38 protein-coding genes are annotated in these 25,930 nt (G+C 44.3%); 6 read left to right on the top strand and 32 right to left on the bottom strand.

The window, feature by feature from the left end; translation table 11 throughout:
- Positions 1 to 169 precede the first annotated feature (169 nt).
- The 4 genes from POF51_RS22310 to POF51_RS22325 form a co-directional block, all read right to left on the bottom strand.
- A complete protein-coding gene (locus POF51_RS22310) occupies positions 170 to 358 on the bottom strand; it encodes a hypothetical protein (RefSeq protein ID WP_271756111.1) in 189 nt (62 codons plus the stop codon).
- Complete coding sequence (locus POF51_RS22315) at positions 358 to 594, bottom strand: hypothetical protein (protein ID WP_271756112.1); 237 nt, start codon at positions 592 to 594, stop codon at positions 358 to 360. The genes POF51_RS22310 and POF51_RS22315 overlap by 1 nt, the downstream gene beginning before the upstream one ends.
- A gap of 220 nt (positions 595 to 814) precedes the next feature.
- On the bottom strand, positions 815 to 1,597 hold the full coding sequence (locus tag POF51_RS22320) for a Rha family transcriptional regulator (RefSeq protein ID WP_271756113.1): 783 nt from the start codon (positions 1,595 to 1,597) through the stop codon (positions 815 to 817).
- Positions 1,594 to 1,797: a helix-turn-helix domain-containing protein gene (locus tag POF51_RS22325; RefSeq protein ID WP_271756114.1), complete on the bottom strand. Its 204-nt coding sequence runs from the start codon at positions 1,795 to 1,797 to the stop codon at positions 1,594 to 1,596. The genes POF51_RS22320 and POF51_RS22325 overlap by 4 nt, the downstream gene beginning before the upstream one ends.
- A gap of 168 nt (positions 1,798 to 1,965) precedes the next feature.
- Here POF51_RS22325 and POF51_RS22330 point away from each other — a divergent pair, with 168 nt between their 5' ends.
- Entirely contained in the window at positions 1,966 to 2,304 is a 339-nt protein-coding gene (locus tag POF51_RS22330) for a helix-turn-helix domain-containing protein (protein WP_271756115.1), read from the top strand.
- A gap of 68 nt (positions 2,305 to 2,372) precedes the next feature.
- Here the strand turns inward: POF51_RS22330 and POF51_RS22335 are convergent, their stop codons facing one another.
- From POF51_RS22335 to POF51_RS22350, 4 genes are all read right to left on the bottom strand, one after another.
- Positions 2,373 to 2,498, bottom strand: coding sequence for a hypothetical protein (locus POF51_RS22335; RefSeq protein ID WP_271756116.1), 126 nt, complete (start codon positions 2,496 to 2,498; stop codon positions 2,373 to 2,375).
- A 157-nt stretch (positions 2,499 to 2,655) separates the two neighbouring features.
- Positions 2,656 to 2,799, bottom strand: coding sequence for a hypothetical protein (locus POF51_RS22340; RefSeq protein WP_271756117.1), 144 nt, complete (start codon positions 2,797 to 2,799; stop codon positions 2,656 to 2,658).
- Positions 2,800 to 2,871: 72 nt separating this feature from the next.
- Positions 2,872 to 4,134, bottom strand: coding sequence for a helix-turn-helix domain-containing protein (locus POF51_RS22345; RefSeq protein ID WP_271756118.1), 1,263 nt, complete (start codon positions 4,132 to 4,134; stop codon positions 2,872 to 2,874).
- 128 nt (positions 4,135 to 4,262) lie between these two features.
- Positions 4,263 to 5,012, bottom strand: a complete 750-nt coding sequence (locus tag POF51_RS22350) for a LytTR family DNA-binding domain-containing protein (RefSeq protein ID WP_271756119.1) — start codon at positions 5,010 to 5,012, stop codon at positions 4,263 to 4,265.
- Between the two features lie 159 nt (positions 5,013 to 5,171).
- On the opposite strand from POF51_RS22350, the gene POF51_RS32205 reads away from it, so the two are divergent.
- A complete protein-coding gene (locus tag POF51_RS32205) occupies positions 5,172 to 5,420 on the top strand; it encodes a helix-turn-helix domain-containing protein (protein ID WP_442869609.1) in 249 nt (82 codons plus the stop codon).
- 80 nt (positions 5,421 to 5,500) lie between these two features.
- On the opposite strand, the gene POF51_RS22355 is transcribed toward POF51_RS32205, so the two are convergent.
- Both POF51_RS22355 and POF51_RS22360 read right to left on the bottom strand, forming a co-directional pair.
- Positions 5,501 to 6,091 (bottom strand): replication-relaxation family protein, encoded by a 591-nt coding sequence (locus POF51_RS22355; protein ID WP_271756120.1) that lies wholly within the window; start codon positions 6,089 to 6,091, stop codon positions 5,501 to 5,503.
- On the bottom strand, positions 6,075 to 7,517 hold the full coding sequence (locus POF51_RS22360) for an FtsK/SpoIIIE domain-containing protein (RefSeq protein ID WP_271756121.1): 1,443 nt from the start codon (positions 7,515 to 7,517) through the stop codon (positions 6,075 to 6,077). Before POF51_RS22360 ends, POF51_RS22355 begins: the two co-directional genes overlap by 17 nt.
- A 266-nt stretch (positions 7,518 to 7,783) precedes the next feature.
- Between POF51_RS22360 and POF51_RS22365 the strand changes: the two genes are divergently transcribed.
- The 4 genes from POF51_RS22365 (at position 7,784) to POF51_RS22380 (ending at position 10,006) form a co-directional block, all read left to right on the top strand.
- Entirely contained in the window at positions 7,784 to 8,011 is a 228-nt protein-coding gene (locus POF51_RS22365; protein WP_271756122.1) for a helix-turn-helix domain-containing protein, read from the top strand.
- A gap of 153 nt (positions 8,012 to 8,164) precedes the next feature.
- Complete coding sequence (locus POF51_RS22370; protein ID WP_271756123.1) at positions 8,165 to 8,878, top strand: sensor histidine kinase; 714 nt, start codon at positions 8,165 to 8,167, stop codon at positions 8,876 to 8,878.
- A gap of 457 nt (positions 8,879 to 9,335) precedes the next feature.
- On the top strand, positions 9,336 to 9,515 hold the full coding sequence (locus POF51_RS22375) for a hypothetical protein (protein WP_271756124.1): 180 nt from the start codon (positions 9,336 to 9,338) through the stop codon (positions 9,513 to 9,515).
- Positions 9,516 to 9,574: 59 nt separating this feature from the next.
- Positions 9,575 to 10,006: a NucA/NucB deoxyribonuclease domain-containing protein gene (locus POF51_RS22380; RefSeq protein ID WP_271756125.1), complete on the top strand. Its 432-nt coding sequence runs from the start codon at positions 9,575 to 9,577 to the stop codon at positions 10,004 to 10,006.
- A 69-nt stretch (positions 10,007 to 10,075) separates the two neighbouring features.
- On the opposite strand, the gene POF51_RS22385 is transcribed toward POF51_RS22380, so the two are convergent.
- From POF51_RS22385 to POF51_RS22490, 22 genes are all read right to left on the bottom strand, one after another.
- Positions 10,076 to 10,555: a DNA-directed RNA polymerase subunit alpha C-terminal domain-containing protein gene (locus POF51_RS22385; RefSeq protein WP_271756126.1), complete on the bottom strand. Its 480-nt coding sequence runs from the start codon at positions 10,553 to 10,555 to the stop codon at positions 10,076 to 10,078.
- A gap of 59 nt (positions 10,556 to 10,614) precedes the next feature.
- A complete protein-coding gene (locus tag POF51_RS22390) occupies positions 10,615 to 10,953 on the bottom strand; it encodes a YolD-like family protein (protein ID WP_271756127.1) in 339 nt (112 codons plus the stop codon).
- Positions 10,954 to 11,031: 78 nt separating this feature from the next.
- A complete protein-coding gene (locus POF51_RS22395) occupies positions 11,032 to 11,436 on the bottom strand; it encodes a hypothetical protein (protein WP_271756128.1) in 405 nt (134 codons plus the stop codon).
- A gap of 100 nt (positions 11,437 to 11,536) precedes the next feature.
- Complete coding sequence (locus POF51_RS22400) at positions 11,537 to 11,953, bottom strand: hypothetical protein (protein WP_271756129.1); 417 nt, start codon at positions 11,951 to 11,953, stop codon at positions 11,537 to 11,539.
- A gap of 94 nt (positions 11,954 to 12,047) precedes the next feature.
- Positions 12,048 to 12,194 (bottom strand): hypothetical protein, encoded by a 147-nt coding sequence (locus tag POF51_RS22405; protein WP_271756130.1) that lies wholly within the window; start codon positions 12,192 to 12,194, stop codon positions 12,048 to 12,050.
- Positions 12,195 to 12,199: 5 nt separating this feature from the next.
- Positions 12,200 to 12,946, bottom strand: a complete 747-nt coding sequence (locus POF51_RS22410; protein ID WP_271756131.1) for a peptidoglycan DD-metalloendopeptidase family protein — start codon at positions 12,944 to 12,946, stop codon at positions 12,200 to 12,202.
- The gene (locus tag POF51_RS22415) at positions 12,943 to 13,374 is read right to left on the bottom strand and encodes a phage holin family protein (protein WP_271756132.1); all 432 of its coding nucleotides are present in this window, start codon (positions 13,372 to 13,374) and stop codon (positions 12,943 to 12,945) included. The genes POF51_RS22410 and POF51_RS22415 overlap by 4 nt, the downstream gene beginning before the upstream one ends.
- Before the next feature lie 81 nt (positions 13,375 to 13,455).
- Complete coding sequence (locus POF51_RS22420) at positions 13,456 to 13,593, bottom strand: XkdX family protein (protein WP_271756133.1); 138 nt, start codon at positions 13,591 to 13,593, stop codon at positions 13,456 to 13,458.
- Positions 13,593 to 13,742: a hypothetical protein gene (locus POF51_RS22425; RefSeq protein WP_271756134.1), complete on the bottom strand. Its 150-nt coding sequence runs from the start codon at positions 13,740 to 13,742 to the stop codon at positions 13,593 to 13,595. Before POF51_RS22425 ends, POF51_RS22420 begins: the two co-directional genes overlap by 1 nt.
- A complete protein-coding gene (locus POF51_RS22430; RefSeq protein WP_271756135.1) occupies positions 13,739 to 15,862 on the bottom strand; it encodes an Ig-like domain-containing protein in 2,124 nt (707 codons plus the stop codon). Before POF51_RS22430 ends, POF51_RS22425 begins: the two co-directional genes overlap by 4 nt.
- A 62-nt stretch (positions 15,863 to 15,924) precedes the next feature.
- The gene (locus POF51_RS22435; protein WP_271756136.1) at positions 15,925 to 16,281 is read right to left on the bottom strand and encodes a hypothetical protein; all 357 of its coding nucleotides are present in this window, start codon (positions 16,279 to 16,281) and stop codon (positions 15,925 to 15,927) included.
- A complete protein-coding gene (locus tag POF51_RS22440) occupies positions 16,278 to 16,589 on the bottom strand; it encodes a hypothetical protein (protein ID WP_271756137.1) in 312 nt (103 codons plus the stop codon). Before POF51_RS22440 ends, POF51_RS22435 begins: the two co-directional genes overlap by 4 nt.
- The gene (locus POF51_RS22445; RefSeq protein ID WP_271756138.1) at positions 16,586 to 17,158 is read right to left on the bottom strand and encodes a putative phage tail protein; all 573 of its coding nucleotides are present in this window, start codon (positions 17,156 to 17,158) and stop codon (positions 16,586 to 16,588) included. Before POF51_RS22445 ends, POF51_RS22440 begins: the two co-directional genes overlap by 4 nt.
- A gap of 1 nt (position 17,159) precedes the next feature.
- Positions 17,160 to 18,251, bottom strand: a complete 1,092-nt coding sequence (locus tag POF51_RS22450) for a baseplate J/gp47 family protein (protein WP_271756139.1) — start codon at positions 18,249 to 18,251, stop codon at positions 17,160 to 17,162.
- Positions 18,248 to 18,613 (bottom strand): DUF2634 domain-containing protein, encoded by a 366-nt coding sequence (locus POF51_RS22455; protein ID WP_271756140.1) that lies wholly within the window; start codon positions 18,611 to 18,613, stop codon positions 18,248 to 18,250. Before POF51_RS22455 ends, POF51_RS22450 begins: the two co-directional genes overlap by 4 nt.
- Complete coding sequence (locus POF51_RS22460; protein ID WP_271756141.1) at positions 18,610 to 18,993, bottom strand: hypothetical protein; 384 nt, start codon at positions 18,991 to 18,993, stop codon at positions 18,610 to 18,612. Before POF51_RS22460 ends, POF51_RS22455 begins: the two co-directional genes overlap by 4 nt.
- Positions 18,994 to 20,037: a hypothetical protein gene (locus tag POF51_RS22465; RefSeq protein ID WP_271756142.1), complete on the bottom strand. Its 1,044-nt coding sequence runs from the start codon at positions 20,035 to 20,037 to the stop codon at positions 18,994 to 18,996.
- Positions 20,034 to 20,624, bottom strand: a complete 591-nt coding sequence (locus tag POF51_RS22470; RefSeq protein WP_271756143.1) for a LysM peptidoglycan-binding domain-containing protein — start codon at positions 20,622 to 20,624, stop codon at positions 20,034 to 20,036. Before POF51_RS22470 ends, POF51_RS22465 begins: the two co-directional genes overlap by 4 nt.
- Before the next feature lie 39 nt (positions 20,625 to 20,663).
- A complete protein-coding gene (locus POF51_RS22475) occupies positions 20,664 to 23,480 on the bottom strand; it encodes a phage tail tape measure protein (protein WP_271756144.1) in 2,817 nt (938 codons plus the stop codon).
- A gap of 178 nt (positions 23,481 to 23,658) precedes the next feature.
- Positions 23,659 to 24,009 (bottom strand): hypothetical protein, encoded by a 351-nt coding sequence (locus POF51_RS22480; RefSeq protein ID WP_271756145.1) that lies wholly within the window; start codon positions 24,007 to 24,009, stop codon positions 23,659 to 23,661.
- Between the two features lies 1 nt (position 24,010).
- Complete coding sequence (locus POF51_RS22485) at positions 24,011 to 24,463, bottom strand: hypothetical protein (RefSeq protein ID WP_271756146.1); 453 nt, start codon at positions 24,461 to 24,463, stop codon at positions 24,011 to 24,013.
- Between the two features lie 14 nt (positions 24,464 to 24,477).
- Positions 24,478 to 25,929, bottom strand: a complete 1,452-nt coding sequence (locus tag POF51_RS22490) for a hypothetical protein (RefSeq protein ID WP_271756147.1) — start codon at positions 25,927 to 25,929, stop codon at positions 24,478 to 24,480.
- Position 25,930: the final 1 nt, after the last annotated feature.

Below are 25,930 nucleotides of genomic sequence, written 5' to 3' on the forward strand. Positions count from 1 at the left end.
AGGCCGAAGCCTCATCCCACGTCCCCGCGCACCCGTCTTCCTGGGGTTAGCAGCCTGTTTCTTCGCTGATATGTTCGAACAAATTGGCTGCTTTTGACTGTGGATAGTGGCAACAAGAAATCCTCGACCCACCATGACCAATATGTGATAGAGACTTGGATCATCATCACTACTCCTCCCCAGCCGTGATGGGCTTAGCTCCGATATTTGATAGCATGCAATCACTACTGCAGAAGATGTCGCTACCCACTTTCCAAGCTAAGACACCATCGTAAATCTCACCGCCGCACTCGTCGCAATGGTCTACCACTTTTGTTTCCTGTACGTCTGAAATGCTTACTCCTGAGAATCGATCCATCAGTACCCAGCCTCCTCGTTTCTGGCGATCGCCATATGTTTGTTGATCTGCTTGTCCGTTTCGTCAAGCTCGTCCTGCCAGTGGTTAACCTGGCGCTGTGCTGCTTCTTCCGCTGTATCGATCAGGCGTCGAGCTTCCTGTGTGCTCTTCAAGCACTTCTTAGCCGAATCGAGATTTATCTTGATCAAGCTGCGTTGCTTTTCCAACTCTTCCAACTTGTCCAACACTACTTGCATCACACATCCCCCTCTCACCTTTTATAGGTGGGAAATTACTTGATTTGGAGTAGAATTAGTAGTTTCTACTCCATGCTGTTCGCAGAAGGTTAAAACACGCTTATAGAAGTCCTGGCATACATCGTCTCCAGATACTGGCCTCATCAAGTTGTTCTCATTCTGGACATCCCTGGCCCAAATCTCAGCTTGTCGGCGGTTTGCTTCGGCTGCTGTCATACCCTTAACCCTCGAACACTGGCAGTGCATTTGCTTTTTCTTGTGCCAGGAGACTTGCCAAAATCACGCTGAACTTTTCTAACCAACCATTCCGAACCATGACATCGATTCCATTCACTTTGCTCTTCAAGGTTGATTCAGCGTATGGTTTTCCTTTTGCAGCTATTTGGGCTTGGTTGACCTTTTCTCTTTCGTTCTTCACTTTCAGAGGAACATCAATTCCATGTTGATCTTTCATGATGTCGTACACTCTGTTGTAAATCTCGTTGTGTCCTATACGTGTCCACCGTGCGTATTCATTCACCAAGTCAACTACTTTGGCGGCATCCGGGATAGCGGTGAGATTTTCTGTCAGTGTGATGATACCACTCTTGAGCGATTGGATTTCCTGATCCCGTCTAGCGTCCTCCTTCTCCTTTTGCACCGCTTGTAGTGCCAGGTGAGCGACGATTTCGAGTTGTGACATTTGAGGATAGTTGCTCCTGAGTTGCTGTTCCAGCAGATTGAATGCTTTGATGTAGTCCTCCTTGAAACGGTCAGCCTCTTTCCCTGTGTAACCCATAACCAAAAATGTGAAGCCGTCCCGAGTCATATCAATCTTTGGCATTTGCCTACCTTGTTGATTGGTGTATGAGGACTCTGCAAAATTGCTGAGTCGAAATTCTTTACTGCAACCCAGGTTGCGTATGTCCCGAAGAACATCAGCGTGATTTTTACCAAACGTGCTAGCAACAATCAAACTGTCTGTAACGACTCGTCCTTGTTCTACAAAAACCAAGTCCTTCATTCCGCTTCCTCCTCTAACAATTCATCTGGTGTTGTTTCTAAAACATTAGCTAGCTTCCGTGCCAGAACGTATGTAAGGCGATTGCCGCGGTGTCCGTTTTCGATCTGAGAAAGGTACCCTTTGGATATGCCGGCACGGTCAGCTACGAAATCCAATTTGAGACCGAGGTGTTTTCTGCGCTCTTTGATTCGTTTGCTCATCTGTCATCACATCCAGTAACGTTTTTGCTATCTGTTTTTAATAATAGTAAGCATTTCGCTAACAGTCAATGAATAAATTAGCATTACGCTCACTTTTTTGTTTACAGTTAGCAAACTGTTGACTACAATGAGGGTATATTAGCTATAGAAGGAACGGGTGAATTTTAGATGACTTCTTTCGGTATGAGATTGCGTGAACTTCGTGAAGGGAAGGATCTGTCACAAGAGGAGCTTGGCGCAAAGTTCGGATTGGGTAAGGTTACTATTTCAGGCTACGAGCTGAGCAAAAGACAACCTACCTTGGAGTTGATAGTTGGATTCGCGGAGTTCTTTGGGGTAAGTACAGATTATCTATTAGGGCGGAGTAACGACCCTTTCGGTGTATCCCCTGATACCAGCAAGAACGCTATTAAAATATCTAAGATTCTAGGGAACATGAATGAAGATGAACAAGAGAAGTTTTTTGCTTTCCTGGAAATGACATTCCGAGACAAAATGCCTAAATAAGTGTAAAATAAAAAAAGACCGCAGGTGTTAGCGCACCTTTGGTCTTGGTTGGTGAAGTGACCTTAATCCTATGCTGGGGTGGAGGTCACTTCTTTTTGTTGTGCCAATTTGAATTCCTCGTAAAGCTTATCAAGCTCTTCTTCTGTGCAATTGTTGATAATGTAAGACAATAACTCAAGCTTCTTTTGCTCCATACATTTTCCCCCTCCACTTTAGGAACACCCGTTCTCTTCCACTATGGTACAAGTATCTCATACCTTAGTCATTTGTACAAGATGATTACCTTAACATTAGTATAAAGAAAATTAGCCATTAGCAGATGTATCCACTAATGGCTAATTTTTCTATTTTTTAATTTCGTTCACCAAAATCGTATGTTACAACCGGTGGTTGCTTAGGGGAAACGACATTTCGTTCGCCAAAGTCAGCAGAAGCGCCAATTGCACTGGACAAAACAAGTACTGTCGCAAATAAAGAAGCTATGATCTTTTTCATGGAAAACACCCCTTCAAAAAGTTTGAAACATAATAATCTTTTAATGAATGAGGTGTCAAGTGATACTTTATATCATGCTATTTTCTCAAGTAATTCCAAGCATTTTTGGAATTCCATTGATGATTTATTTGCGTGTTGAAGTACTATTTTCAATCCATTTATAGCTTGTTTTTTTAAGCGTAACTTCATTGCAAGTTCTACTGCTTCCATTGCGTCCTTTACTCCTTGAAAACGCCCGTTTTTGAGTTGCCAAATTGATTTCGCAAGAATCAAATTTATGTAGCCACGCTGAAGTACTGCCTCTTTATTCCGTTCCTGTTCAATAACTTTTATCTGATCTGCAAATTCTACAAAGAATTCCTGAATGATCTCTTGCAAATCATAGGACACTGCCGCATCAAGTATCACTTCTAAGCCTTCGTAACTTATTTCTCGATGTAACAAACAAAAATCAAAGAGTTTACGGACACCGGTAATATCGCCTGCTCTGATCAACGTAATGTATTTATTACCTTCTGCCCATATCCGGTAGTTTCCGACTGGGATTTTCATACATTCATCGTGGTACTGAATCGCTCCGTTGATATCTCCCTTTTCCCGTGCTGCAATTGCTAATTTGATCAATGCGTCACCCGCATATTCTAATCGGTTTTCTTTGTATGATAGGCTCAGCATCTTTTTTCCGTAAGTTAGAATGTGATCCCACTTATAGTTTAAACGGAATACTGAAATTACTTTGTAATAAGCCTCTAACATCTCATCCTCTTTTACAAAATCAAGATAATCACTTAATCGAATTGCTATTTCACAAGCAAGCTCTGTATTTTGATTACGGATAATTTTCAACTGGCGATAGTAGGCCATTGCCAAATGAATTGCTGTACGATCCCGTTCATGTTTTGTAACTAATCCGAAATAGTCGAAAGCTTTTTCTAACAATCCTTTAGTGTATAACTCCTCCCCTATGTCAAAGATATTTGCCAAATATCCCCCATCCTCAAGCATCTTACTTATAGCTTCACTGGCTTGAAGATCAAGTCCCTTTTCCAGACAATGCAGAATGTATTTTTCAAGTTTCTTAGGCTTTCTAGGTCGTTTTCCGTCACCGGAAAAACACTCTTCCATGTACAAATGGTAATAATGACCACAGGGGCGCTGTAATGCTGATGTAATCCCATCCAATAGCTGCAATGAAATCGATTTATCACCTTTTAATACTTGGCTTAAAGTCGGCTTTGATACTCCAAGCTCCTCAGCAATTGATGCCTGTGTCCGTCCTGCCTCTTTTATGTCTTCGGACAGAACTGTATGTAAACTATAGGTTGTTGCTAACACATTAATCCCCCCAAACAATAATCATTTATTCGACAGAATATTTTTTCTTGATTATATCCAAATTAAAACCCATAAAAAAACAAAAATCAAGTCTCATTCTGAATGAAACTTGATTTTCGATCATTTTATTACTTTATTCTGTTTTTGATGTATTTACTTATAGCACTGACAGAAGTTTTTTGAACTGGAATCGTGCGATTACTAGTATCGTGATAAAACGTCACAAAATGTTCTAGCATGTCCATTTGTTCTACTGCATTTAGATTGACCAATGCACTTTTGGAGGCAGTGTAAAAGTCAAATGGCTCTAAGAGCCGTGCATACAATTTGATGGGTAACGTTGTTACATAACTTTCCGAATAGGTATGTATCGTGTATGTACCGTCAACAAACTGAATGTACAAGATGTCTGATGCTGGCAAATAAGTGATTTCTTCGTTTACAACTGGCACAACCATACCTTTGTTTTCGTTGATTCTCGTACAAACTATTCGCTCTGCAAGTCCTCTAGCTAAAAATTCCATGGCATTTTCCGTGTACAGTCTCTCTTTAGAAAAGATTGCAGTCACACCCTGTTCATAGCACTTCAGTGGATCAACTAACGACGTATCTACTGTCACTACCGCCGCTGGATATGCAAACCCTAACGAGCGGGCCAGTTTAAGTACTTGAACGCCATCCATTTGACCTTCGCCTAATTGCACATCGATGATAAACGAATTGAAGTCTTTCCCGCTCTGTTCCAAAATATCGAAAAACTCACCGATCGTTTGTGCAAACTTAATATGATTAACACCGATCATCTCTAATGATTTTCTGATCAGTTCTTGGTGTTCAACAGCATCTTCTAATACTAAGAGTTTCAAGCTTTGTATCATGATGGTTCCTCCTTTATCCGAAATGAAACGGATATTTACATCATAACCTGTTCACATTCGAAATAAAATCGCTTTTTAGGATATTATACCTACTTTTAATATTTATTGCGAAAAAATATGGTAGAATCAAAGCGTTCAACAATCTACTTGGAGGAAATAATGCCATATCGAGCCGGGCGCTGCCGGCTGGGGGTAATTCTCACTGAACGTCGTATCAAGTACATCGATTTTGCAAAGAAGATCAACATGGCCCCATCTCAGTTGAATGACTATATCAATGGTCAAAAGCCAACAATGTCTCTTAATACAGCTATGACTATTGCAAGTGCATTGTCAGTCCCCATAGAACAGTTGTATGAATGGGAATACATACCCCCAAGCCAGAGAAAGCGCCAAAAAAAAGAGTAGACAAAGGTCTACTCACGGCTCAAAAATACACTAAGTAGCGTCTTTTAAGTGTTTATCCCCTTACTTCCCCCGCTGTCTAATCACCTAAATAACTGCGATATACTCCTGATTTGAAACGCCTTAAACGGCAAGCCCTCCGGAATTGGAATCCTGTGCTCAGTGAGAATGATCAACAATGGAAAAGCTGGAGCTTGTGGATTTTGCCAAGGTTCTTTTGCAATTCTACCCCGATGATAAAGCGTCCGGTAACGAGCGAACTTTTCCGCCCATACAGATGGAGTGAATTGGCTCCTCTGTACCTCAATAAACATTGGCTTCCCCCACATAGCAAATGCATCTGGTTCAGGCATACCCTTTCCAAACTTCGGCTCTGGCACGAAGATATCTGGCGCGCGCAGCTCAGCCATTTGATGGTACACAGCAGCTATCTCCAGGTAGTGTGGAATCTTCTGTGAGTCTCGTTTAATTGGCGATGGCTTGATGGCATACACGTATGGTGAATGGCTCGTGATGACGTCAACCTCCCCGCGATCACGTAGGCGGCGTAGCACACGATTTGCCGCATTCACAGCGTCCTTAATACCCCCAAAGTGTAGTTTGATGATGTCATCCCGCGACAGACAACGAAACCGTTCCAAGTCCTTCAGGATGGACTTATCGCGTTTTTGCATGAGGCGGCACCTCCCGTTCCATAAGAGTGCTTAGGAGTTCGCGCAGCTCGTTACTCTCCTTTTCGTTCATTTCGACAGACTGCGGAATATTTGGGTTGATTGGTGGGATGAGTGGTTCCTTCTGGATGCCTACATATCGTTTCTTCACCTCAGCCAACTGCGCTCGTGCTTCCTTCGGAGGAAGCCAAGGTGTCTGTACTTCTTTCAGCTCCGTTGCCTCTTTCACATAACACCGGCCTTTAATCTTGAGCTCAGCTGCAACTGTTGAGTTCAAGAACATTCGGCTATTCATGTCGTCGCTCATCCTGTATGCGATCCGCACATTCAGATTGTTCTTGAGCTTCCCATCCATTACTTCGCGATCTATTCTCTGTTGGGACATCACCAGGAAGATTCCAAAGCTACGCCCCAACTGTCCTATCTCTTCAAGGATGTCATGAGCTGCTGACTCTCCTTCTAAACTGGCAACTTCATCGATGCAGACCACAACATAAGGCAATATCACACCAGTCAGTTCCTCGTACTCGCTTTGATCAACAGTGCCTGCTGCATGAAACAACTCCTGTCTGTAGAGAAGAATTTCGTGGACTTCTGCAAGCAATGCAACCACTTCACCGCGCCGTACAGCTATGCTTCCTTCAACGTGTGGAACATTCCTATACATCCCGAACTCCGTCATCTTTAAATCGCCAAGAAACAGCCGTAGACGGTCTGGGGAATATGTCTCGAGCCAACTGTTGAGCATGACACGTAATGCAGTGGACTTTCCCCAGCCCGTTACTCCGACTAATCCAACGTGAGGTGCCTGCTTTAGATCGACAGCTACGCTGCCGTTGTATGCCTCTCCAATGTAGAGTGCAAATCCACCTGCTTTCTTCATAGCTTCCTTTGCATTCTCCAAGTCATATTCAATCTTGGTTGGTAGCTCCTTGGGTATTACCAATCGGAACCGTCCAGCCTTGTCGTTCAGTAGATGAGCTGTCGGACCAAACGTATTAGCGAACACCCAAGCATTCCGCTCGATAACAGCCGGGTCCATCCCGATCGGCAGTTGCAAGTTCACTGTTATACAGCTATCTGTGATCGTCACTCGTTCAATAGTCGGGAAGATCCGGAATGGCTTCATATTCCCATCCCCGAGGTCTCGCCGCTGCTTTTCAACATGGATATCAGCCTCGATAAAAGCCCTTACCAGCCGCTCTTTCACCTTGGCTCGATCATTCACCCACCCTGGCACTTTCAAAGCGCAATACGTGATTATACACGCTGTGGTGATACCTTTCGCCAACAGGTATAAACCGTCTGCCAGCCTTGCGCTGGGTAAGCCTCCAAACATAGCCCCGCCAAACAATTCAATTACCGCATCGCGGAACAAGTCTTGTAGCCTGTCATCCAAAACAGTCGTTATACTCTCCAAAACGTTCATACAATTCCGCTCCTTCCTCGCAAGAGCTTTGCGCTTCACTTTGCTCATCGCTCCGCTCTTAACAAAGTTGTCGTTTTCAATCTGCTTGCTAGTTGAAGGATCTAATAATGCCGTAGGGGTATGTAGGTAATTATGTCGGTTGCTAGTGTGGTCGCTGTTGTAGTAAAGACTACGAGTGAATGACTGTCCAAAATGCTACTTTTTTGTTGCAGGTATGTTTGTTTTTTGAAATTCTTGTCCAAGCTTTTGGATGAGGTGATTTGATTATGGCAGGATGGGGATTGGGGAAAGATCGGTCCCGATTGGGAAAGTGGTTGGATCAGCGAGGGATTACTCAACAATGGTTAAGTCGAGAAACAGAGTTGAACCGTGCGACCATATCAAGGATTGCATCTGACGATGAATACACACCAAATTTGCGAACCGTCCAGAAGATATTAAAGACTTTGAAAAAGGTTGATCCACGAGTTAAACAAGAAGATTTTTGGATGTAAAAAGCCACCGAAAATATCTGGTGGCCTTTTTGTGCTTGTATTCAAAAAACTACACTACTTAGTGTTTTCGTTTCCAACAAAGTGGGTAATGGATAACAAAAGACTTATATGGAGTGGCTATCATGCGAAGGTATTGAAAGGGGTAGAAATGATGTGGACAACACAGAGATAATACTACTGCTTTTGGTTTGTTACTCGTTTTATGTAACAGTCGCTTTGGTTCAGAAATCAGTTAGACAACCGGAACCGGAACCGGAGACTCAATACAACCAACAACTGAACTACCTGACTTCTGCTGTCCGATCGATCCGCCATAATGCAATGAGTCACTATACAGTGATATTGGGATATTTGAAGTTGAAGGATTACCAAAGAGTTGAAGACTATGTAAAAAGCCTGGCGGCTGAAGCAAAGCGATTGACTGACATCACTGAACACGTCAAAAACAAGACAATCTCAGCTCTCTTGTATGAAAAAATGTCCCAATCCTTAAAAGAAGGTATCGACTTCCAATTGAAGGTGTCTCCAAATGGACCACAGTTAGAGGCTTGGGATGTTCAGGACGTCAGATTGTTAATTTCTAACCTCTTGGACACTGCTTTTGAATCGGCACAAAGCTTTGATGGGGATGGGCGGTACATTAAGTTTGAATGGGGCTGTCGGGACCACACGGAGTATCTGTTCGTTGAACACTCCGGATCAATGACAGAAAACACGGAACAGACCGATATAAAACGACTTGTGGCGAAATATAACGGGGAAATTAACGCTGTTTCGGGTGAAGGGATAACTCGGGTAACCCTTATGCTCCAAAGCTCTAAAAAAGGCTCACAGAAGGGCACAGACAATCATACCGATTCGGCATAATGCTGGGCGGTTATTTGTTTGAAAAAAAGATAATACAACCCCCAAAAACGTATTGCATGTAATACAAAAATACGTTAATATAATATCAGAGGGTATGATTTCCATACCTTCCAACTACAAGGAAGGAGGTTGGCAAGGTGATTTGGGTGACGATACTCATGCTACTAACAGCAATCGTGAATCTGGTAACAGCCATTATCAACTGGCAAAATACCAGAAAAAAGTGAAAACCCCTTGCGCGGCAACGCAAGAGGTCACTTGAACCAAAGGGTTGGGAGCCGACAGGCTTCCTCCCCTCCCCAATCATCATACGCCAATCATACCCTCGCCATTCATACTTGTCAAAGGAGGATGCCGCATGGAGACCCTTACCCTGATCATCGCTGCAGCAGCATTTATTATTAGTATAGCTGCTCTATATCGAGCTAATCGCAACCGGAAGGAGTCTTAAATAATCATGGCAAAAAAGGCACAGTCTTTTCGATTTCCAGAAGAGTTCCTAACGACACTACGAACATGGGCTTTTGTCACCGGCAAGGATCAGAATGAATTGTTGGAAGAAGCTTTCAAACTCTATTCTGATCAGCAACCAGAGATAAAAGAAAAGGTTGAGAAGGTTATCAATGCTATTGAATAGGTTTCAACATTTGATATAGGTTGTAACGCAGTGGGGTTTCAGCTTGGGAGGACAATAAAATGAATCAGAGAAAGATACTGTCGTTGATAACGGCACTATTAATCGTCACTGGCTATTTTCTGTTAAACCTTCTGCCAATGGAGACCAAACCCGTCGTCAACGACAGCATAGTCCATACAATTGTTTTTCCGTCTGAGCGTTACCCAGAGACAGCAAAACATATCAAAGATGCGGTTGCCTCTGGGAAGTCAGCCGTTTGTACAATTGACAGGGATGGAGCAGATAAAAACCGCGATGAGTCCCTGAAAGGTATTCCTACAAAGAAGGGGTATGATCGAGATGAATGGCCGATGGCCATGTGCGCTGAGGGCGGTACGGGGGCACATATCGAATACATATCACCTTCAGATAATCGAGGAGCCGGATCGTGGATTTCTAATCAATTAGAGGATTTTCCAGACGGAACAAAGGTTGAAATCGTGGTTAAATAAAGTGTCTGTTTCGTGTACCCACTGATTCTGGATACAATACACATTCACAGTAAAAACCCGTCTCCTTAATTAATACAGGGACGGGTTTTCTGTTACTTGTTTTAGTGCATGGAAAGTATGCCTCAGGGCACGGTTTCCTAAATTTCGAATAGGCCAAAGTTGATTTAACGTGGATTCAACCAGGCGTTTCACTGTACTAATACCGACTCTTCTAAGTGAATTTGCAGCTCGTGTAGAAAGTGGACCAGGAACATGCATAAAAATCGCCTCAATGGGCTGTTCTAAAGAAAGCATGTTATCCTTGATAAAATTGATAATTGGTTCGTCGGGTGAAGAGAAAGCAATATGATACAGGCTCTCTTTCTTGCAGGCATCTTCAATCAATTTTAGAGTTTCTGGTGGTTGCTCTCGTAGTATAGCCCATGTGTCATCAATAGGTGTTGCTACAATTTTGCCGCTTTTGCATAGTTCTCTGATTACTGTATTACTAAGTTCCCACAATTCGGAAGCTTCGTTAACACCCATAATCGCAACAAATAATTTATTCACTGGCTTGCCCCGCCCTTATGAAGATGTTGCCAATAATCATACCACACAGAAAAAAGATTCTATACTTGAATTTTTGTAATACTATCCATCGGTATCCACTGGCTATCTTCATCGGTCACAAGCTTAATTCTTCTGCCATTCTGGTCAATCCACTTGACTACTCCCCACATCATACATGTGGTTCCCAAGTTTCCTTTTACGGGTTTCCACCAAGAAACTATGACTGGATAATCTTCCCGAGCTGCATCTCTCAAGATGTACTGGAACGATTCCATCTCATCTTGCTCAAGGATCGGCATGGGAACGAGTTTATCATCTTCTTTCATTTGCAGGTATAACTCACGTTGCTCTGGCAATACAAAACGCATGGAAAAAGGATTTTCTAATTTAGAGGCCACTGAAACCACTCCCACCATCACATAAGAACGTTTGTTCCTATTTTATGACGGGTGACGAAAAAAGAAAAGCCCCACTTTTTAGTGGAGCAACACCGTGCTAGTTTCGCCTGGTCCAAATTGAACAGCTTTTCCCCAGCCGTCTGGTGGTCCAACTACAAGAGGGCTACCTCCCCACTCTGGAGGTCCATACTGTTGCCAACCAGGACCGCCGTCCAAGCTTAGTCCCCAATCAGGGCCAGTCGCTTTCATTCCCCAGCTCGGACCATTATCCAGCTTTACGACTTCCCATTCAGGACCTGTTGTTTTCATTTCCCAACGTGGTCGTGGTCCATTATCAAGTTTCATGCTTTCCCAATCAGGATCTGAGGTTTTCATTGCCCAACCAGGGCCATCATCAAACCGTATTGATTCCCATCCGCCACCGTCATGAAATCTCATTTCTGTCCAATTAGGTTCTGTGCCTCTCAGGATGTGATATGCCATGTTCTCACTCTCCTTTTCTTTCAATCTATCATACAATCCCTCCAGAAAATAGAAAAGCCTTCTCGGATCACTCCAAAAGAAGGCTGTATAAACACTATATTTACTTATTGAATTTTTCTCTGAGTTGTTTGAAAATCTCATTATTCGGATCGCTGCTCGGAGCCATTATGACCTTACCCTCTGTAAATACGACCAATTGTTCTGTCTCACTTCCGTCTGCCTTCTTACCGCTTAAGAGAACAATAACACCTTTCTCTTGCGCCACAGCATCCACCACTTCCGGTTTACTGATGACGTTTGATTTATCACTTTGCATGTTCATTGCCAAAGTCATAATCGGTTGAGCCTCTGGAAGTACGTTATTTTGTATGAATGTCTTCTTTGCTTCTTCGTCATCTCCCTGAAGTATGACGTTAACGTACTCGACTGCGAGTTTCTTTTCGGTTTCATGTGTACCCCCACCACAACCAGATAGCAGAAGCAACGACGCTACACATGCAATTAGAAGTTTTTTCACGAATGTTATCCCTCTTCCTTTTTTTCATAATAATACCACATAGCAAAACATAAAAAAGCCCTCCCCCGTTTTACCGGAAGGAGGGCTGTCGCATTTAGAACGCTGCTAGAAGTATTTCAAGAGCCTGTTGGATCGCCTGGACTTGTTCATTCGAGAGTAACCCGTAACCTGCTCCTGCAATTGCAAGAACGCCACCAACAATCATCAAAACTCCCTGTTTCTTTTTGTTTGCATTATCCAAAGCACTCATCCTCTCAACTTTACTGTTTTTGTGCTTCCATCCCACTCCACCTGTAGTCCGAGTGCGGAAGCGATCTCCCGAGCCGGTGCATAAGACGTTCCTGCTTCGTTAGTAACTGTCAGCTGCTTGCCGTTGACTGTCACGGCCTTGTTGTCTGGGCACCATCCTGGCGTAACTCCTACAGCCTCTGATACCGCACGTACAGGCAGGGATGAGACTCCATTGTTGAGGTAGCCATGCTCTGGCAGTACCTTACCGTTAATTTCGACGGAAACCTTAACCACAGGTTTATCAACAGGATTTTTCTCCGGTTGTGGACATTCCTTCGCATAAAAATCGTCGACATACTTCACTGGGTGTACATGGTTTCCAAAGCCAAAACTCGGACCGTTTTTCCGCACCTCATAATGCAAGTGTTGGCCTGCGGATTTTCCGGTGTTACCTTGCCGCCCGATCACTTGACCACGATCTACGAACTGTCCAACTGAGACACAGTAATCTGTGAGGTGCGCGTACATATGTAGGTAATTGTCTTTGTCTTTGATGATTACTGTGTTTCCAAAACCGCCAACTCCAGTACCTGCTTTCCCCATATTGGCATAAACAACCGTCCCGGCTATGAAAGCTTGGATATTCGCGTATGCTGGCTTTACAAGGTCAATTCCTGTGTGGAATTCTTGTCTCTCAGTGATAGGACTCTTTCTTGGACCGTAAGGACTTGTGACTCGATACTCTTTCATCATGGGTATCATTCTATTTTTCCCCCTTTCTCACTTTCACGGTTTTTCAATCGGTCTAATGTATTGGACAAGAATGGCGGTACAGGTAAACCTAGCTTGTTGCAGTTTTCTAAGATCGAAATTCCTTCCGTTCCGATCAGAAACAATAGGATCGCATTCCGGATGAACCCTTGCGTATTCCCACTGATCAAATCCAGTTGATTGGCCACAATGATGAAAACAAGCATGGCTACTTTACGACCTATCCCTGCCAATGCAACTCGGCTGCTCAACTCACGCCGATAAATGGCAGCTCCTAATCCCGTCCCATAGTCAAGAATTAAGAAGATCCCAAAAGCTACGAGAAGCTTATCGAGACCGCCAAAGAGATAAGTAATTACCGCTATCACCCCGCCTGATGCGATTGTCAACCATCCATCGTTTCGGGCTACAAAATCCATCTGTTATCCGCTCCAATCACCCCCCGGGGGCAAAAGTAAAAGGAGCCGCGTTAGCAGCTCCCCAATTAAAAAATCACCAGCTTAGAAATCTTGTCCGGTGATTTTTTTGAATTCCTCAGGGGTGATGTCTCCATAAGGATTCGATTCAGTTTTTACTGCCAAACGTAGTTGATCGATTGTTACCCAATTGCATTTATAAGCAATGCTCCAGAATGCCATCAGTTACCACCTCCTTCCAATTTCATAATTTTGAGTTTTAGTAGTGCTACTTCTTGACCTAGCATCTGAATGATCACGTCTTTTTGCTGAGTGGCTTCTCTATCATCTTGCACTTCGCTCACTGGCTTTTCTTGCTGCAATGGTATCAATCAAATGCACCTCCAAATCCTTTGATCTCGATTGGTTCCGAAGCTGTCCCTTTTTCGATTTTCACACGAATGGAGACTCCCCATTTTGTTGCCGTTTTCTGAGTGTTGAGGAATACATACCCGCGCCCATACCGAGCATGAAATGAGATGTCCTCCCAAGTCGGGGCCACATCAAAAGCATTGTTGCAAGCTTCAGCGATCAGGATTGCTCCTGCTGGGATATTCATGTCCAGCGTCAGAAGAACTCGCTTCGCTGCTGAATCTGTTGTCCATGGAACCTCGATCTCAAAAGATATCTCATCTTCAAAGCGAGTCAGCGTGAATACTCGCGTTGAGCTCATATTCTGGTTGTCAGTTGCTTCGATTGTCAACGTATGCAGCACACCTGGTTCAAGTCGTAACCACGTTTCTTGCGGAATTGTGACTGTCTCCTGCCTTCCAGCTGCACCGGGAAACGTGCGAATCACCACCCCGTTGAGCTTCTCTGTGACAGTGAAAGGGTTGCTCTCTGGCTCTGTCACCGTGTAGTTCACCGATGGCGGAACTTCCATAGTGCCGAGGTCTCTGTTTTCATCATCAATTACTGGCGGACGGTTCCAGATCACTCTAAACTTGCGTGTGACTTCCGTACTCTTGCCACCCGGTTGATCATCTTCTGCCCAGACAGTCAAAGTGTGGTCAGTATTCTCTGCCAGATCAGCACCAATCACGTCTGTATTTCCATCCCATAGACGTTTGTCTCGATAGGTCAAACTCTTAGCAAAAGAAATAGGCGTGCTACCGTTTGATACACCGGATTGCAACGCCCTGACAGGACCGTTATTTATTTTGTATTTGGTAGTTACTACGTTTCCACTGTCAACGTCTGATGCGGACCCCTGCACAGCCATCGTATTGCCTTCCGATAATGTTTGATTATCAGTAGGTGAGGTTAGGGTAAGTGTAGGTGTTTTGTTAATGCTGAAATTGACCGTCTGTTGAGATTGATTCCCTGCATTATCTGTTGCAGTCACAATCAATGTTTTAGCTCCACTGGTGGTTATTGCTGTTCCTGATGTGTACGTTGCTCCATTGAGTGTAGCAGACACTGTAGATAAAGCCGATCCTCCTGCATCGGTAGCTGAGAATGTAGGAGCAACAGAGTTTTGATAGGTCACTCCATTTGCAACACCTGATATTGTAATGACAGGGTTTGTCTTATCAACTGTAATGGTTCCGGTATACGTGACTGAGCTTGTACTACCGTTACCATCGTCAGCAGTAACTACAATGTTGCCGTACGTCCCTTCAACTATTGAATCAGATACCACATCCCAAGAAAGACTCCATCCTTTTACTGTTGATGTGTTGGATAAGGATGTCGTTTTTGTCTTTCCATTAATGGACGCGCTGATGGTAACAGTATTATTATCCGCATCCGAAATAGTGCCAGAGATCGTGATAGTCCTTTTCCCGGCTGTTCCTGAAACCACTTGATTACCTGTTGAGGATAAGGCTATAACAGGGAGGCTATTAAGATAGGCTGCTAGATAAAAGTTATTAGGTGAAGCTAGGTCTGTTAGGAAATTTATCGAAGTAGCAAAGTCTTTCGTATTCGTTAGGGTGGGATAATAATTAGTCAAATCTCCCTGAACCCCATCTCCTCGCTTATACTTCACCGTTCCATCGGAATACCTCGCAATATAATAATTTTGCTGATTTCCAATTCCATTGATACCTATTGCGATACTAATTCCAATAGCATTTGTTAAATCAGGGAAATAAGAGGTAATGTCACCTTGTGTCCCATCACCTAATTTATACTTAACCGTTCTATCGTTATTTAATACTGCGTAATAGTTTTTGTATGAAGATAATGTGTACCCATCCATGATATCTACCGAAATATCTTTTGCGTTCGATAGATCAGGAAAGTACGATGTTAAATCACCTTGCGATCCACTTCCATGTTTATATTTGACTGTTCCGTCAAGATTTCTAATCACATATAAACTAGAGATACTATTCAAACTTGCATCTATCGACACAGCAATATCAATTGCATTTGTTAAATCCGGAAAATACGACGTCAAATCACCTTGCGTGCCGTTACCTTGCTTGTATTGAACAGTTCTTGCCATCGTATCTATCCCCCTTTCCTATCGAAAATGGCCGTTATTGCGACCCATTCCTTTTTCTGCCATCACTTGATCACCAGCCGCGCATTACTCGGATCGAACCAACCGCGAGTTATTTTTACGCCGACTGGATTAGAAAACGAGACCTTGAAGATGTTGTGGTTAAAGTCATTTAGGATGGCGTCTTCTAACGTCTGCACCCTGGTTTTAAGAGCCGCGAACTCTGAATAAGGGATGTGGATGCTTGGGTCGTTAACGTGGTCCACAATCGGATTGAGCGTCGCTGCATTGATTCGGCTGCCAGGCTCCACGATACCCTGTTTCTCCAGCTCGACGATCTCCGTTGTGCCGTCTTGTCTCGTGATCTGATATTTCCGCTCGTCTCCCAGGTTGTACCGCCTGTCAGTAAACCGCTCCATCATGTGGCAGCTCCCTCCCTCCAAATGGCTTCAATCGGTATCTCAAACCGCAAGTCCGTATCCGGCTTATCGATGTTGATTTTCCCGGGCGGATCAGACCAGACCACCTGACCGCTTGCGCTCTTGATTAAACGTTTGGTGATCCTGCCGACCACATTGGCTGGCACATCAATAAAAAACCTCACCTTGCTACCTTCTCGGCTGCTGGTGAGGTTAACTATTTTGATTGCTCCGTTTATTTCGATCTCTGCGTTGTTGTATAACGTTTGGAGATGCTTCGCCTGTTCCTCTAAAGCGAATTGAGTCATCATAGCTCGTATTCACCTCCTGAAGAAAAGGTCCCGCATGCTTGATAGGTGCTGATATGAACAATCGGATATTGTGTACTGTTGAATTCAAGGTTGCTTTGTGTCTCTGATAGGCTGTAGGAATGTTCTAGGTGAGCGAGTTTGTTCTTCCTGATATACTCCTCAAGGATTGGGAGATTAAGCTTGGCGGTTCCTACTTCAAGTTTATAGACAACAGCAAAGTCAGAGTACAATGGTATGACCGTAGCTTTGGCGTTTGCCAGCATGCTGAGAGCTGCTTCAAAATCTTTCGTGCTTGTGGGCCCGCCCCTCTCATAATTCCTTGCGATAATCCGCCTACGACGCTCATCGATTGGTAAATGATCCCCAGAGGGTAAACCCAGTTGCTTCTCAGCATCGCTCAAAGTGTCCACTGCAGTATAGACGTGGGCTTCACGGAGCAGTGTAGCTGCAACGCTCTCGGAAACGCTCAATGCTACAGATATTAAACGAATCAGCCTATCGAACTGCTCTCCATTATGAAGGAACCATCGTCTGGCGAAGTATCCCCGAAGGTTACTCTGCATGTCCATTTCAAGTCACCTCGGTTATCGTAATGGTTCCAGGAATGGCCAAGTCTGTACCGCTTAAAGGAATGTCACCTGTTGGCGATGTCAATTTGTAACTGAACACTCCCTTTGTATCCCCAATAGTATCCTGTAGTTTGGAAGCACGGACCACAAGGACCTTATTTTCAGCTACAATTGTTCCCCGCAGGGCTGATTCAACCAACGGGCGAACAATCTCGAATTTATAATCGGGTTCCAGTTTGATTTGAGCAGTCACGTTCACATAAATCGGTGTTGGTGCTTTGACTAGGACGCTTACGCCACCAGCCGGCTTTTTTGTTTCCAAGTAAGCTTGTACATCCTGAATCAACTGCTCTGTTGGCAAGCCGTTTGTTCCGGTAATAACGACATCGATCGTACCATTTCCTCGTGCTCGTGATAACGACCTAGCAGTTACGACACCAGGAACACGTTTCGACCAGATTTCGTAATCTAGCTCGGTACCGCCTTTCTCCATGTTTTGAACTTCAATTAATAGCCTTTCTCGAAGACCATCGTTACTCTCTCGGTCAACTCCTGCAGTTATAACCTCAACAAATTTTACATAGTCGATACCGTTCATTCCTGGATACACTTTTGTAGTGGCGTTAATATTCCCGATCTGCCCAAAGACGGAGCTTTCAGCTTCTATCAGTACGGATTTCTGTCCAGCTGGCAAAACGGTAGCATTTTGAACATAGTAATCAAGCGCTGCCGCATCCCCAATAGATTCTGTTGTAATTAAGCTATTGGCGGCAATTGGTACATCTACGGTTGCTGGGACATTTTTCCCCAATTCAAACTTTATAATCGCTTTTACTGCTCGATGGCGACGAACTGTAGCTGATCGTTCCACGCACTTGGCATCCAGATCATCATCGATAGCAGTTAGAAGGCTAGATGCCTCATATGCAAGCTTGCTTGCCAAGACTTGTTCAGCCGTAGCATTGCTACTACCTATGATGAGTTGCTTTGTAATATAGTCATTTTCTAGGTCATCGATTTTACTATTTGGCCCCAAAAATTCGTCGATCATCTTTTGGCGCAACTCTTCCACCGTTGGGAAATGTACACTCATACCAACACCTCACTTGCGTTTAAATCAATATCTCCGATTACCGTGACAGCCACAGCAGAAATACTTACTGTGTCATTATCAATCCGAACCGTCACATCGCGGACTTCTGTTACATCCGGATCTTGCATCAGAGTTTCGATAAGTTCCCGCTCCATCGCTTGTAAATTGGATGGGCGTGTCCCTTTGGAAACCATTTGCCACAAAAGCGTTCCAAAGTCAGGATAATCCAACAGTTCGCCCTTTTCAGTCAGGATACGCAGGTACAAACGCTGCTCAATCCATTCTAAGTCAGACGCGGTGGCTAGATCGCTTCTGACGAAGGCAATATCTCTCATCTTGGCGTTGTAGTAAACCCCTCTCATCGTTCAACACCCGCAATTACATACCTCTTATCATTAATGACTGGTATCATCAGGACGTTTTGCCCTTGATCAGCTTCTGTCAATTGAACAGTGACCATCAAATCTGTGTACTCTCGGTTGTCACTGTTGACCTTCAAGGGAGCAACACTTATCAACTTGCCGATTCTCGGCAGTAAGATCGGGAAAGGAACAACCAATGATTGTCCATATGAACTTTGACATGGTATCACTACACATTCCCGTCCCATCTGGTTCGAGTGAACCTCTACTAATGATTCCAACCACCCAAGTTCAAACTCAGATGGCTGGAGGGTTGGAGTGATTTTTTGCTTTTCTACATCAACACCTGTGATGGTGGCCATACTTGTCTCGTACTTCATCTAGCCCTCCACCTCCTTGAACTTGCTGGAAAATCCTATCTCAGTGTTAAACGAATCGGCGTTCTCACTGTATTTCACGTTTGTACAAAAATAATCTTGCGACAAACCTTTCCCGACGCCGTAAAGTGATAATCGCCGGTCTGTATCAATCTCAATAAAATAAGGAATCGTTAGATTACCACTTATATTGTATTTGGTCAGTTCTTGATAGATCGACCTTACACGGGTTCTCAGTTGCTCTTGTGAGAGGCTCGTCAATGTACGGCGAAAGATGATAGCCGTCTCGTCTTTTTTCTTTGGCTTTCGTGGGTAATATTCAACAATTGTCCTTTTTCCATGATAGCTACGCCCCTCAATGATGACCTCTCTTGCGCCGAATTGGTGGCGAGAAATGCTTTGCACTTCGCAATTGCTCCCATGAGTAAAGGGAATTGGCGGCAGCTTTAGCTCCGGGATTTGATCAAGTGGACCAAAGAAACCCTCAGTCCCTTTGACACGAACAACAAATCCTTCCCATTCAGCCAGCCAATTGCTCAACTCCCAATCATCCATGTCAACTGAGCTTGTTTGATTATCTTCTGAATAGGTCCCCACTTTTTTTGTTGTAGCCGTGACTAGAGGCTTCAATTTGTGATACGCGAAAATCTCCAACATCAATGAAGATGCCGTTCGATTCTTTATGTTTCGGAGAATTTTTCTATCAATAAGCCTTCCGATCTTCCCGCGTCCAGTGATGGTCACCAAATCTCCATCCATACCAAACGACCATTCTGGAACGTCCATGATTCCATCGATAAGAAGCTTACCATTAAGCTTGATTTGAACTGGTACATCCTTTTTGCTAATGAGAACCGTATCAGTTGTAGCGTTTGAAGAAAGGACGTCAGTACCACCAATATTCCAAAGTGCTTTCACCGTAAAATTATCCGTCTCATCGAATGCATTCAACTCAACTGAACATTCTTCATGCTTTATAGGCATGCCGTTGAGGATTACTTCAAACTTAGGCCTTTCTACCATGAAAATGGGTTTCTTTATAATCATGTCTTGATCACAACCTTCTGGCCGGGATAAATCAGGTTCGGGTTCTTTATCCCATTATCTGATGCTAGTTTTGCAATCGTAGTTCCGTTTGCAGTTGCAATCTTGGATAAGGTGTCACCAGATTGAACTGTATAGGTCTTTGGCTTTGGTTGAGGCTTCGTGGTGGTAGCTTTTTTGCTCTGGGCAATTTGGTTTGATACTGGATCAGTTTTTTTTGCACCAGACTGTTGATCTATCGTCAGATCACGGACCAGACTGATGGAGAAATCAATTTGGTCTTTTTTCACCCAGCGCCAAACGAATTTCTCAATGAAGTATTTAACCTTGAACGTGTAAAATTGAACGACTTGGCTTTCTGCCTTGGTTCGATATTCATCCATTTTTCTAGCCTTTTGATATGCGTCTTCACCATAAAAGGTCCCTTCCCATGAGTTGAGTAACTCTGTGAACTCACCTCTTGGCTGTATGACCTGAGTTCCACCTGGTAGTTTCCTTTTGGCAATGACCTGCTCCCCGCCAAACGCCCAGCTTTCAGGGGCAGCAAAATCTTTGAATTCAACATCACCGATTCTCAGAATGTAAACCACCCCTTTCAGACTAAGAAAACCTCCCCATTTCTGGAGAGGTTAGGTTGCCATCCCAGGAACATACCGGGCATTGTTTCGTGCTTTCTGCTTCTGGGCTTTTTCAACCAGCCCAGGTATTTCTCGTTTAAATTGCGCGAACGAGTCAGCAACCATCTGCTGTAGTGCCTCATCATCTCGTGCACTTCCCTGGAATACAGGATTATAAACTACTTGTATTGGTTGCTGTGATGGTTGTGACACCGGCAAAGTGACGGCCCCGCCGTTTGTGTTACCACGAAAAGCATCCGCTTGCGGCTTGTTTAATACCATCTCTCCTCTGTGCAACTGAGCCAGATAGCCATCAAACGGTACATAGGACAGTCCGCTGTAGTGTGACCCGTTGATACGGATGTCCCGAACCAGCTGCGCTTTCTCTTGTAACGATAGGCTATTGTCTTCCCGAACTTCCCTTACAGTCTGTTCAATTTGTATCTGGTATTTCTCGCGAGTAAGAGCCGACAGCTTCTTTTCAGCATCGTTGATAGCGTCCGTTACTTCTTTCGTGAGCTTATCAGCCAGATTCGTGCCGAAAACTTGATCAAGCACCTTTAGAAAATTCACAATTAATGGCATCAGGTAGTCACGAAACAGCTTACCTAAGTAGACAAGTCCTTTCAGCCCGAGTTCTTGAAAGAAAATAGTGACTCTTCTGGCCATCAAACAGAGATAGTCCCAGTTTTGATATAAGATAACGCCAATAGCAACGAGTGCGCCAATAGCCAGTGCAATCAATCCAATTGGGTTTGCCATCATAACGATGTTGAGGATTCCCTGTGCGATCGCTACACCCCTAGCAATGACCATATATGTTGCGAATCCTGCGGCAACCGCCAAAATGATACTGGTGAGCTTTCCGTACTTACTACCGAACATCTGGGCATAAACAATCAGCGCAATCATCCCGCTGGCAGCCAAAGCGTAGGGATTCATACGCAAGACGAGGTTGAGCGCAGCTTGTGCGATTGTAAAAGCTTTTGTGGCGAAAGTGCAGGCAATAACAATTAGTTTGTAAGTGGCAAATCCGCCTGCTACACCTGCCACGATAGGTCCAATCAAGCTCCAATTGTCGGCGATGATATTGTAAAAATCCAGTGCGGATTGAGCAGCATCAAGTATGGTACTCACAGCCACCCCTAAAACCACAACGAGCGTTTTTTCAATGATTGGTGCAGCCAACTCGATACCCTTTTTGATAAGATTCATAGCTTCATCGAAGAGCACTCCAAGCCTTTGGAAAGTCGGTTCGTTCTTTTTTAGAAAATCAGTGAATTTCTTGATCGCATCGTTTTTGAACGTAGAAAAAAGACGCTCCCCAGCTTGTGTAATAACCTGGAATACGTCTTTTAAGAATGGGCCGATTCTATCCCAATTTGCGTATATAAGCCATGCAGCCATAGCTAATCCAGCAGCAATCAAGCTGAATTTCAAGACTACCGCTGACAAGGTTGTTCCAACTGCTAATAAGCTTATCCTCAAAATTCCAAAGCTCGCTGCAGCTGTTAATGCCAATCCGCCAAATAACAAGATGGCAGATGTAACAAGTGCAATCATCGCGGCGGTCTTGATAAACGCGGGATGGGTCTTCGCCCAGGTAACCACGTGCTTTTCTAAGATGTCTTGAATATACGTGAGGCCGTTTTTTAGTGGTTCTAGGAAAGGATCACCGAAAACCCGTTTGACCACGTTCATTGTCTCTCGTAACGTATCCATTACGTTCTTGGTGGCACCCATTTGAATATCGACCTGTTGATACATGTCCAGTTGATTGTTAACGTTGTTTTTTATTTCCTCATACACTTTGGATTGATTGGCCAACGCAAGAGCTGTATTTTTCCCTTGTTCCAAGAAGATCTTATGCATCAAGTTTTGGAACTGGTCTGGCTTAAATTTCTTTGACGCCTCTTGTATTGTTTTGAACATGAAGTCAGCGCCTTTGGATTTTCCGTCGTCTTGGTTGAAAAATACGCTTGATTTGCCGTCAGGATTAAGCCACCCTAACTGCTTCATTGCCTCTTTCTGCTTCTTTGTGTGAGGGATCAATCGATCCAGGAAGTCCTTTGTAAACGTACCTGCCGATCCACCGTCCTTTGTATATGTTCCGGTGGCTGCAACAAGTAGTGAAGTGTCTTCTGGCGATAAACCAAGCGTCCCACCTACACCCGATGCCGTCATCATGCCGCTCATCAAATTCTGATAATCCACTGTGGAAGCAGCAGAAACGCGCGTGTAATAATCAACTGCTTGAAGGGTTCTATCTGCACTTAAATTAAAGGCTGCCTTTTGTTTGGCGATGAAATCACCTGCTGCAAATGGATCTGTCTCTCCTAGCTGAGCACTGTACATAGCAGCTGTTAAACCAGAATAGTTGTACTGACCATTCTTATCCTTGGAACCCAACAGAAATTCTTTGTTAAGTCCCCCGCGCAGCATCCCAACCGCCGCTTGAGCTGTGGATGTGTCACTGAACTTTGTGGCCATACCCAGTTTTTCAAAACCAGTAGTAAGATCATTGACCGTTTTTTGGACTTCGGCCGCTTTCGATTTATCAAGTAAATCCTTACCGAATGCGGCGATCTTCACATTATTCATGACATCTTCGAATTCCATAGCCGCGTCCGTTGCTTCTTTAATTGCTGCAGTAACTGCGACCAGACCTAGAGCCCCTGTTCCAGCTGCAACTAAACCAGTGAGACGCATGTTTTGGAGTCTGGACACTCGGCGTTGCAGGTCATCTGACAAATTTCCAATGCGTCGTAGTCGTGAAGATGCTTGATCGATGAGTGAAACGATCACGCTGGCGTTCATAATTACACCCATTGTATTACCCTCCCTTCTCCCCAACTGTCACTTGCTCGGGGAATGGAGCGAATCTATCAAGATGATTCGCTCCATTCCTGATATTGATCTAATGCCGCTTTACGCATTGAGTCAGGCATGTGAAGGGCGGTCTCCCAAGAAATCCCGCCCTCGCTTGCTTTTACAAGGGCCAAACTTTCTAAGAACCACTGTTGCTTTCTCCAGAAACTTGTCCCTTTACCGCGTTTTTTTCCTGATCCTCTGCCATTTGTTGGGCCAGATCGTTCAGTTCGTCACCGCTAAAATTACTGAACGCTTGGATCAATTCCTTGCGATTTGTCGGGACCTTTACATCCTCGCCATCAACCGATTTCACGGAGAACAGGGTTGTCAAAGTGCTCATCTGTAAGCCGATGGAAGCAGGAATCTTCCCGTTATTCGCTTCTGTTGCATCAATAGCTCCAGTCACGAATTCAGTCATCAGAAATTGCATGTACGAGTTCAGCTCGCGAGTTTCTACCACTTTTCTGGTTTTCAACGTATATTGCATGTTATTTTACCTCCGCTCTACGTTTGGCAAAGATTTTGAATTCAAATTTGCGTGGGTCTTTCCCGTCTCCGCCAGACAACTTGAAGTCCGACATCTGAACTGGACTATTTTCAGAGTGGTAGCGCCACTTCTGAACAGTTCCGTCAGAATAGGTTTCAGCTGTACGAACATCAGAAATGACAAGGCCATCGTCAAAGCTTTCGCCGTTCCAGCTTTTCTCGAGTTCATGGAAAATTAGATCAACAGTGGGATCAACTACTTCCCCACCAAGACTGATTTCCCAGCCTTCCCAGACTGTTCGTTTGGTCTTGCTCGATTCTCCAAGGGGCTGTTTCTCGATGGTTGTTGTTTTCGGCTCTGGGTCGAACTTGTCCAACTCAAGCTTTAAAACTCCACCTCTGTTTGTGGTGAAGGTGATTACTAGATCCTTGCCCAGTAATGATTGTTTTGCCATGGTTTATCGCCTCCTTACAATGCATTCGTCGCACTCAACAAGCGAATGCGAATCTTATCTGCGATGTTATACAGATCGACTTTCAGGTCCTCAATCAACTCATCCACATTCCCGACCTTTTCTGGCGGAGTGAACGCGATCGTGTACCCTTGGATCATCTCACCAGCAATGCGGTCATCGAAGTATTTTCGTGTTACAATCTCAGCTTCATCTAGCATTGATTTAGAAATGTGCTTTGATCGATATGGTGTCATGAGGATGTACAGGTCAGTTTCAAGCAGGCTAGTTATTCGTCTGCGGAAGGTTTGTTTGTACCTCGGATCTTTTGACAAGGTGTAATCACTCTTGAGTCCATACACCAAATTCCTTTGGGCATCCAACATTTGACCCATGCAAACAACTTGTGCTGCACTCAACGTTTCGTAATCCGCAGCATTAAGTTCCACATCCAATGCGTCTATGTCAGCGAAGGTAAAGCCCGCTGTTCCATCCTGTACAAGGTTCAGAACGTGGGCAATGCAGTCATAGACAGCAACCGGAACCCACCAGCCTTTGTCTCTGCTCTTTGCCCATCCAAGTGAAAGATGAGCAAATTCGGTGTCATAATTACTTCGGGTAGTGATTGCTGTTGAAACACTCGTTCCTTTTGACATCGGCAAGTATGTGAACCAGTTCATTGTTTCGGCTGCAGTTGGTAGGGCATCATTCATAACATCCGAAACATAGGTGTCTGTAACGATATCCGTTACTTCAATCGATGTTTTCATTAACTCCAAACCAGTCTTTTTACCAGTGGAAGAATCCGTACTGCCTTTGTAATGCGTGGCCGTAGGAGCAGAACCGTCTGAACCCCCAACAAGTTTGGTTGCTGCAATTATCTTTGGCAGGTTACCAGGCGCAGCAGTTGCACTGTTCAAGTTCTCGGCAATAAATTCTTTAGAGAGCTTATTGATGGCGTCCACCGCTTCCTGCGGAGTCGTGTTGTTATCATAAACTTCTGTTGGCAATCCCGGGGCGACCAAAATAATTTTGAAACTCCCCGCATTCGTCCCGTTTGCCACTTCAACTGTGCATTCATTACCAAAAGCATTATGGTCCTTCTTGCTGATTTTCATTGTGTCAACAGGCGTGCTGGCGCGGTCTTTTAAGACAAGCGACGCCTGAGTAGCTCCCGCCCCCCTCACATTGACGAGGATCAGCTTCTGTACCCCGCGTTTAAATGCGGTAAAAGCAGCTTTGGAGCCTGGGAAGTTATCCAAGAAGGCCCCCATTTTCTCTTTGAATTGTTTTTCGCCAACTACAGTGATTACATCGTTAACAGATCCCTTCTGAAATTGACCAATGATCCCCATGACCTTGCTGGATACACCAGCAGGCTGCTCGGGAATGTCTGGGACCTGTTCTTCGATGTAGATATCAGGTGTGTAAAAGCTGTCAGCAGTTACGCCGTCACGCAAAATAGGCATC

It is taken from the genome of Brevibacillus sp. AG (assembly GCF_028369215.1).
In the GTDB taxonomy this organism is placed as follows: domain Bacteria; phylum Bacillota; class Bacilli; order Brevibacillales; family Brevibacillaceae; genus Brevibacillus; species Brevibacillus porteri.

Bases quoted from the DNA above. Each gene is read 5' to 3' on its own strand.
- POF51_RS22485 (WP_271756146.1), bottom strand. From the start codon at position 24,463: ATGGCAAAACAATCATTACTGGGCAAGGATCTAGTAATCACCTTCACC.
- POF51_RS22365 (WP_271756122.1), top strand. From the start codon at position 7,784: ATGGCAGGATGGGGATTGGGGAAAGATCGGTCCCGATTGGGAAAGTGG.
- POF51_RS22440 (WP_271756137.1), bottom strand. From the start codon at position 16,589: ATGATGACTCAATTCGCTTTAGAGGAACAGGCGAAGCATCTCCAAACG.
- POF51_RS22380 (WP_271756125.1), top strand. From the start codon at position 9,575: ATGAATCAGAGAAAGATACTGTCGTTGATAACGGCACTATTAATCGTC.
- POF51_RS22455 (WP_271756140.1), bottom strand. From the start codon at position 18,613: ATGAGAGGGGTTTACTACAACGCCAAGATGAGAGATATTGCCTTCGTC.
- POF51_RS22320 (WP_271756113.1), bottom strand. From the start codon at position 1,597: ATGAAGGACTTGGTTTTTGTAGAACAAGGACGAGTCGTTACAGACAGT.
- POF51_RS22355 (WP_271756120.1), bottom strand. From the start codon at position 6,091: ATGCAAAAACGCGATAAGTCCATCCTGAAGGACTTGGAACGGTTTCGT.
- POF51_RS22335 (WP_271756116.1), bottom strand. From the start codon at position 2,498: ATGGAGCAAAAGAAGCTTGAGTTATTGTCTTACATTATCAACAATTGC.
- POF51_RS22430 (WP_271756135.1), bottom strand. From the start codon at position 15,862: ATGGCAAGAACTGTTCAATACAAGCAAGGTAACGGCACGCAAGGTGAT.
- POF51_RS22460 (WP_271756141.1), bottom strand. From the start codon at position 18,993: ATGAAGTACGAGACAAGTATGGCCACCATCACAGGTGTTGATGTAGAA.
- POF51_RS22360 (WP_271756121.1), bottom strand. From the start codon at position 7,517: ATGAACGTTTTGGAGAGTATAACGACTGTTTTGGATGACAGGCTACAA.
- POF51_RS22330 (WP_271756115.1), top strand. From the start codon at position 1,966: ATGACTTCTTTCGGTATGAGATTGCGTGAACTTCGTGAAGGGAAGGAT.
- POF51_RS22445 (WP_271756138.1), bottom strand. From the start codon at position 17,158: ATGGACATGCAGAGTAACCTTCGGGGATACTTCGCCAGACGATGGTTC.
- POF51_RS22395 (WP_271756128.1), bottom strand. From the start codon at position 11,436: ATGGCATATCACATCCTGAGAGGCACAGAACCTAATTGGACAGAAATG.
- POF51_RS22465 (WP_271756142.1), bottom strand. From the start codon at position 20,037: ATGATTATAAAGAAACCCATTTTCATGGTAGAAAGGCCTAAGTTTGAA.
- POF51_RS22420 (WP_271756133.1), bottom strand. From the start codon at position 13,593: ATGGCATTCTGGAGCATTGCTTATAAATGCAATTGGGTAACAATCGAT.
- POF51_RS22325 (WP_271756114.1), bottom strand. From the start codon at position 1,797: ATGAGCAAACGAATCAAAGAGCGCAGAAAACACCTCGGTCTCAAATTG.
- POF51_RS22450 (WP_271756139.1), bottom strand. From the start codon at position 18,251: ATGAGTGTACATTTCCCAACGGTGGAAGAGTTGCGCCAAAAGATGATC.
- POF51_RS22350 (WP_271756119.1), bottom strand. From the start codon at position 5,012: ATGATACAAAGCTTGAAACTCTTAGTATTAGAAGATGCTGTTGAACAC.
- POF51_RS22315 (WP_271756112.1), bottom strand. From the start codon at position 594: ATGCAAGTAGTGTTGGACAAGTTGGAAGAGTTGGAAAAGCAACGCAGC.
- POF51_RS22310 (WP_271756111.1), bottom strand. From the start codon at position 358: ATGGATCGATTCTCAGGAGTAAGCATTTCAGACGTACAGGAAACAAAA.
- POF51_RS22415 (WP_271756132.1), bottom strand. From the start codon at position 13,374: ATGGATTTTGTAGCCCGAAACGATGGATGGTTGACAATCGCATCAGGC.
- POF51_RS22410 (WP_271756131.1), bottom strand. From the start codon at position 12,946: ATGATACCCATGATGAAAGAGTATCGAGTCACAAGTCCTTACGGTCCA.
- POF51_RS22480 (WP_271756145.1), bottom strand. From the start codon at position 24,009: ATGCAATATACGTTGAAAACCAGAAAAGTGGTAGAAACTCGCGAGCTG.
- POF51_RS22490 (WP_271756147.1), bottom strand. From the start codon at position 25,929: ATGCCTATTTTGCGTGACGGCGTAACTGCTGACAGCTTTTACACACCT.
- POF51_RS22375 (WP_271756124.1), top strand. From the start codon at position 9,336: ATGGCAAAAAAGGCACAGTCTTTTCGATTTCCAGAAGAGTTCCTAACG.
- POF51_RS22475 (WP_271756144.1), bottom strand. From the start codon at position 23,480: ATGGGTGTAATTATGAACGCCAGCGTGATCGTTTCACTCATCGATCAA.
- POF51_RS32205 (WP_442869609.1), top strand. From the start codon at position 5,172: ATGCCATATCGAGCCGGGCGCTGCCGGCTGGGGGTAATTCTCACTGAA.
- POF51_RS22340 (WP_271756117.1), bottom strand. From the start codon at position 2,799: ATGAAAAAGATCATAGCTTCTTTATTTGCGACAGTACTTGTTTTGTCC.
- POF51_RS22435 (WP_271756136.1), bottom strand. From the start codon at position 16,281: ATGATGGAGCGGTTTACTGACAGGCGGTACAACCTGGGAGACGAGCGG.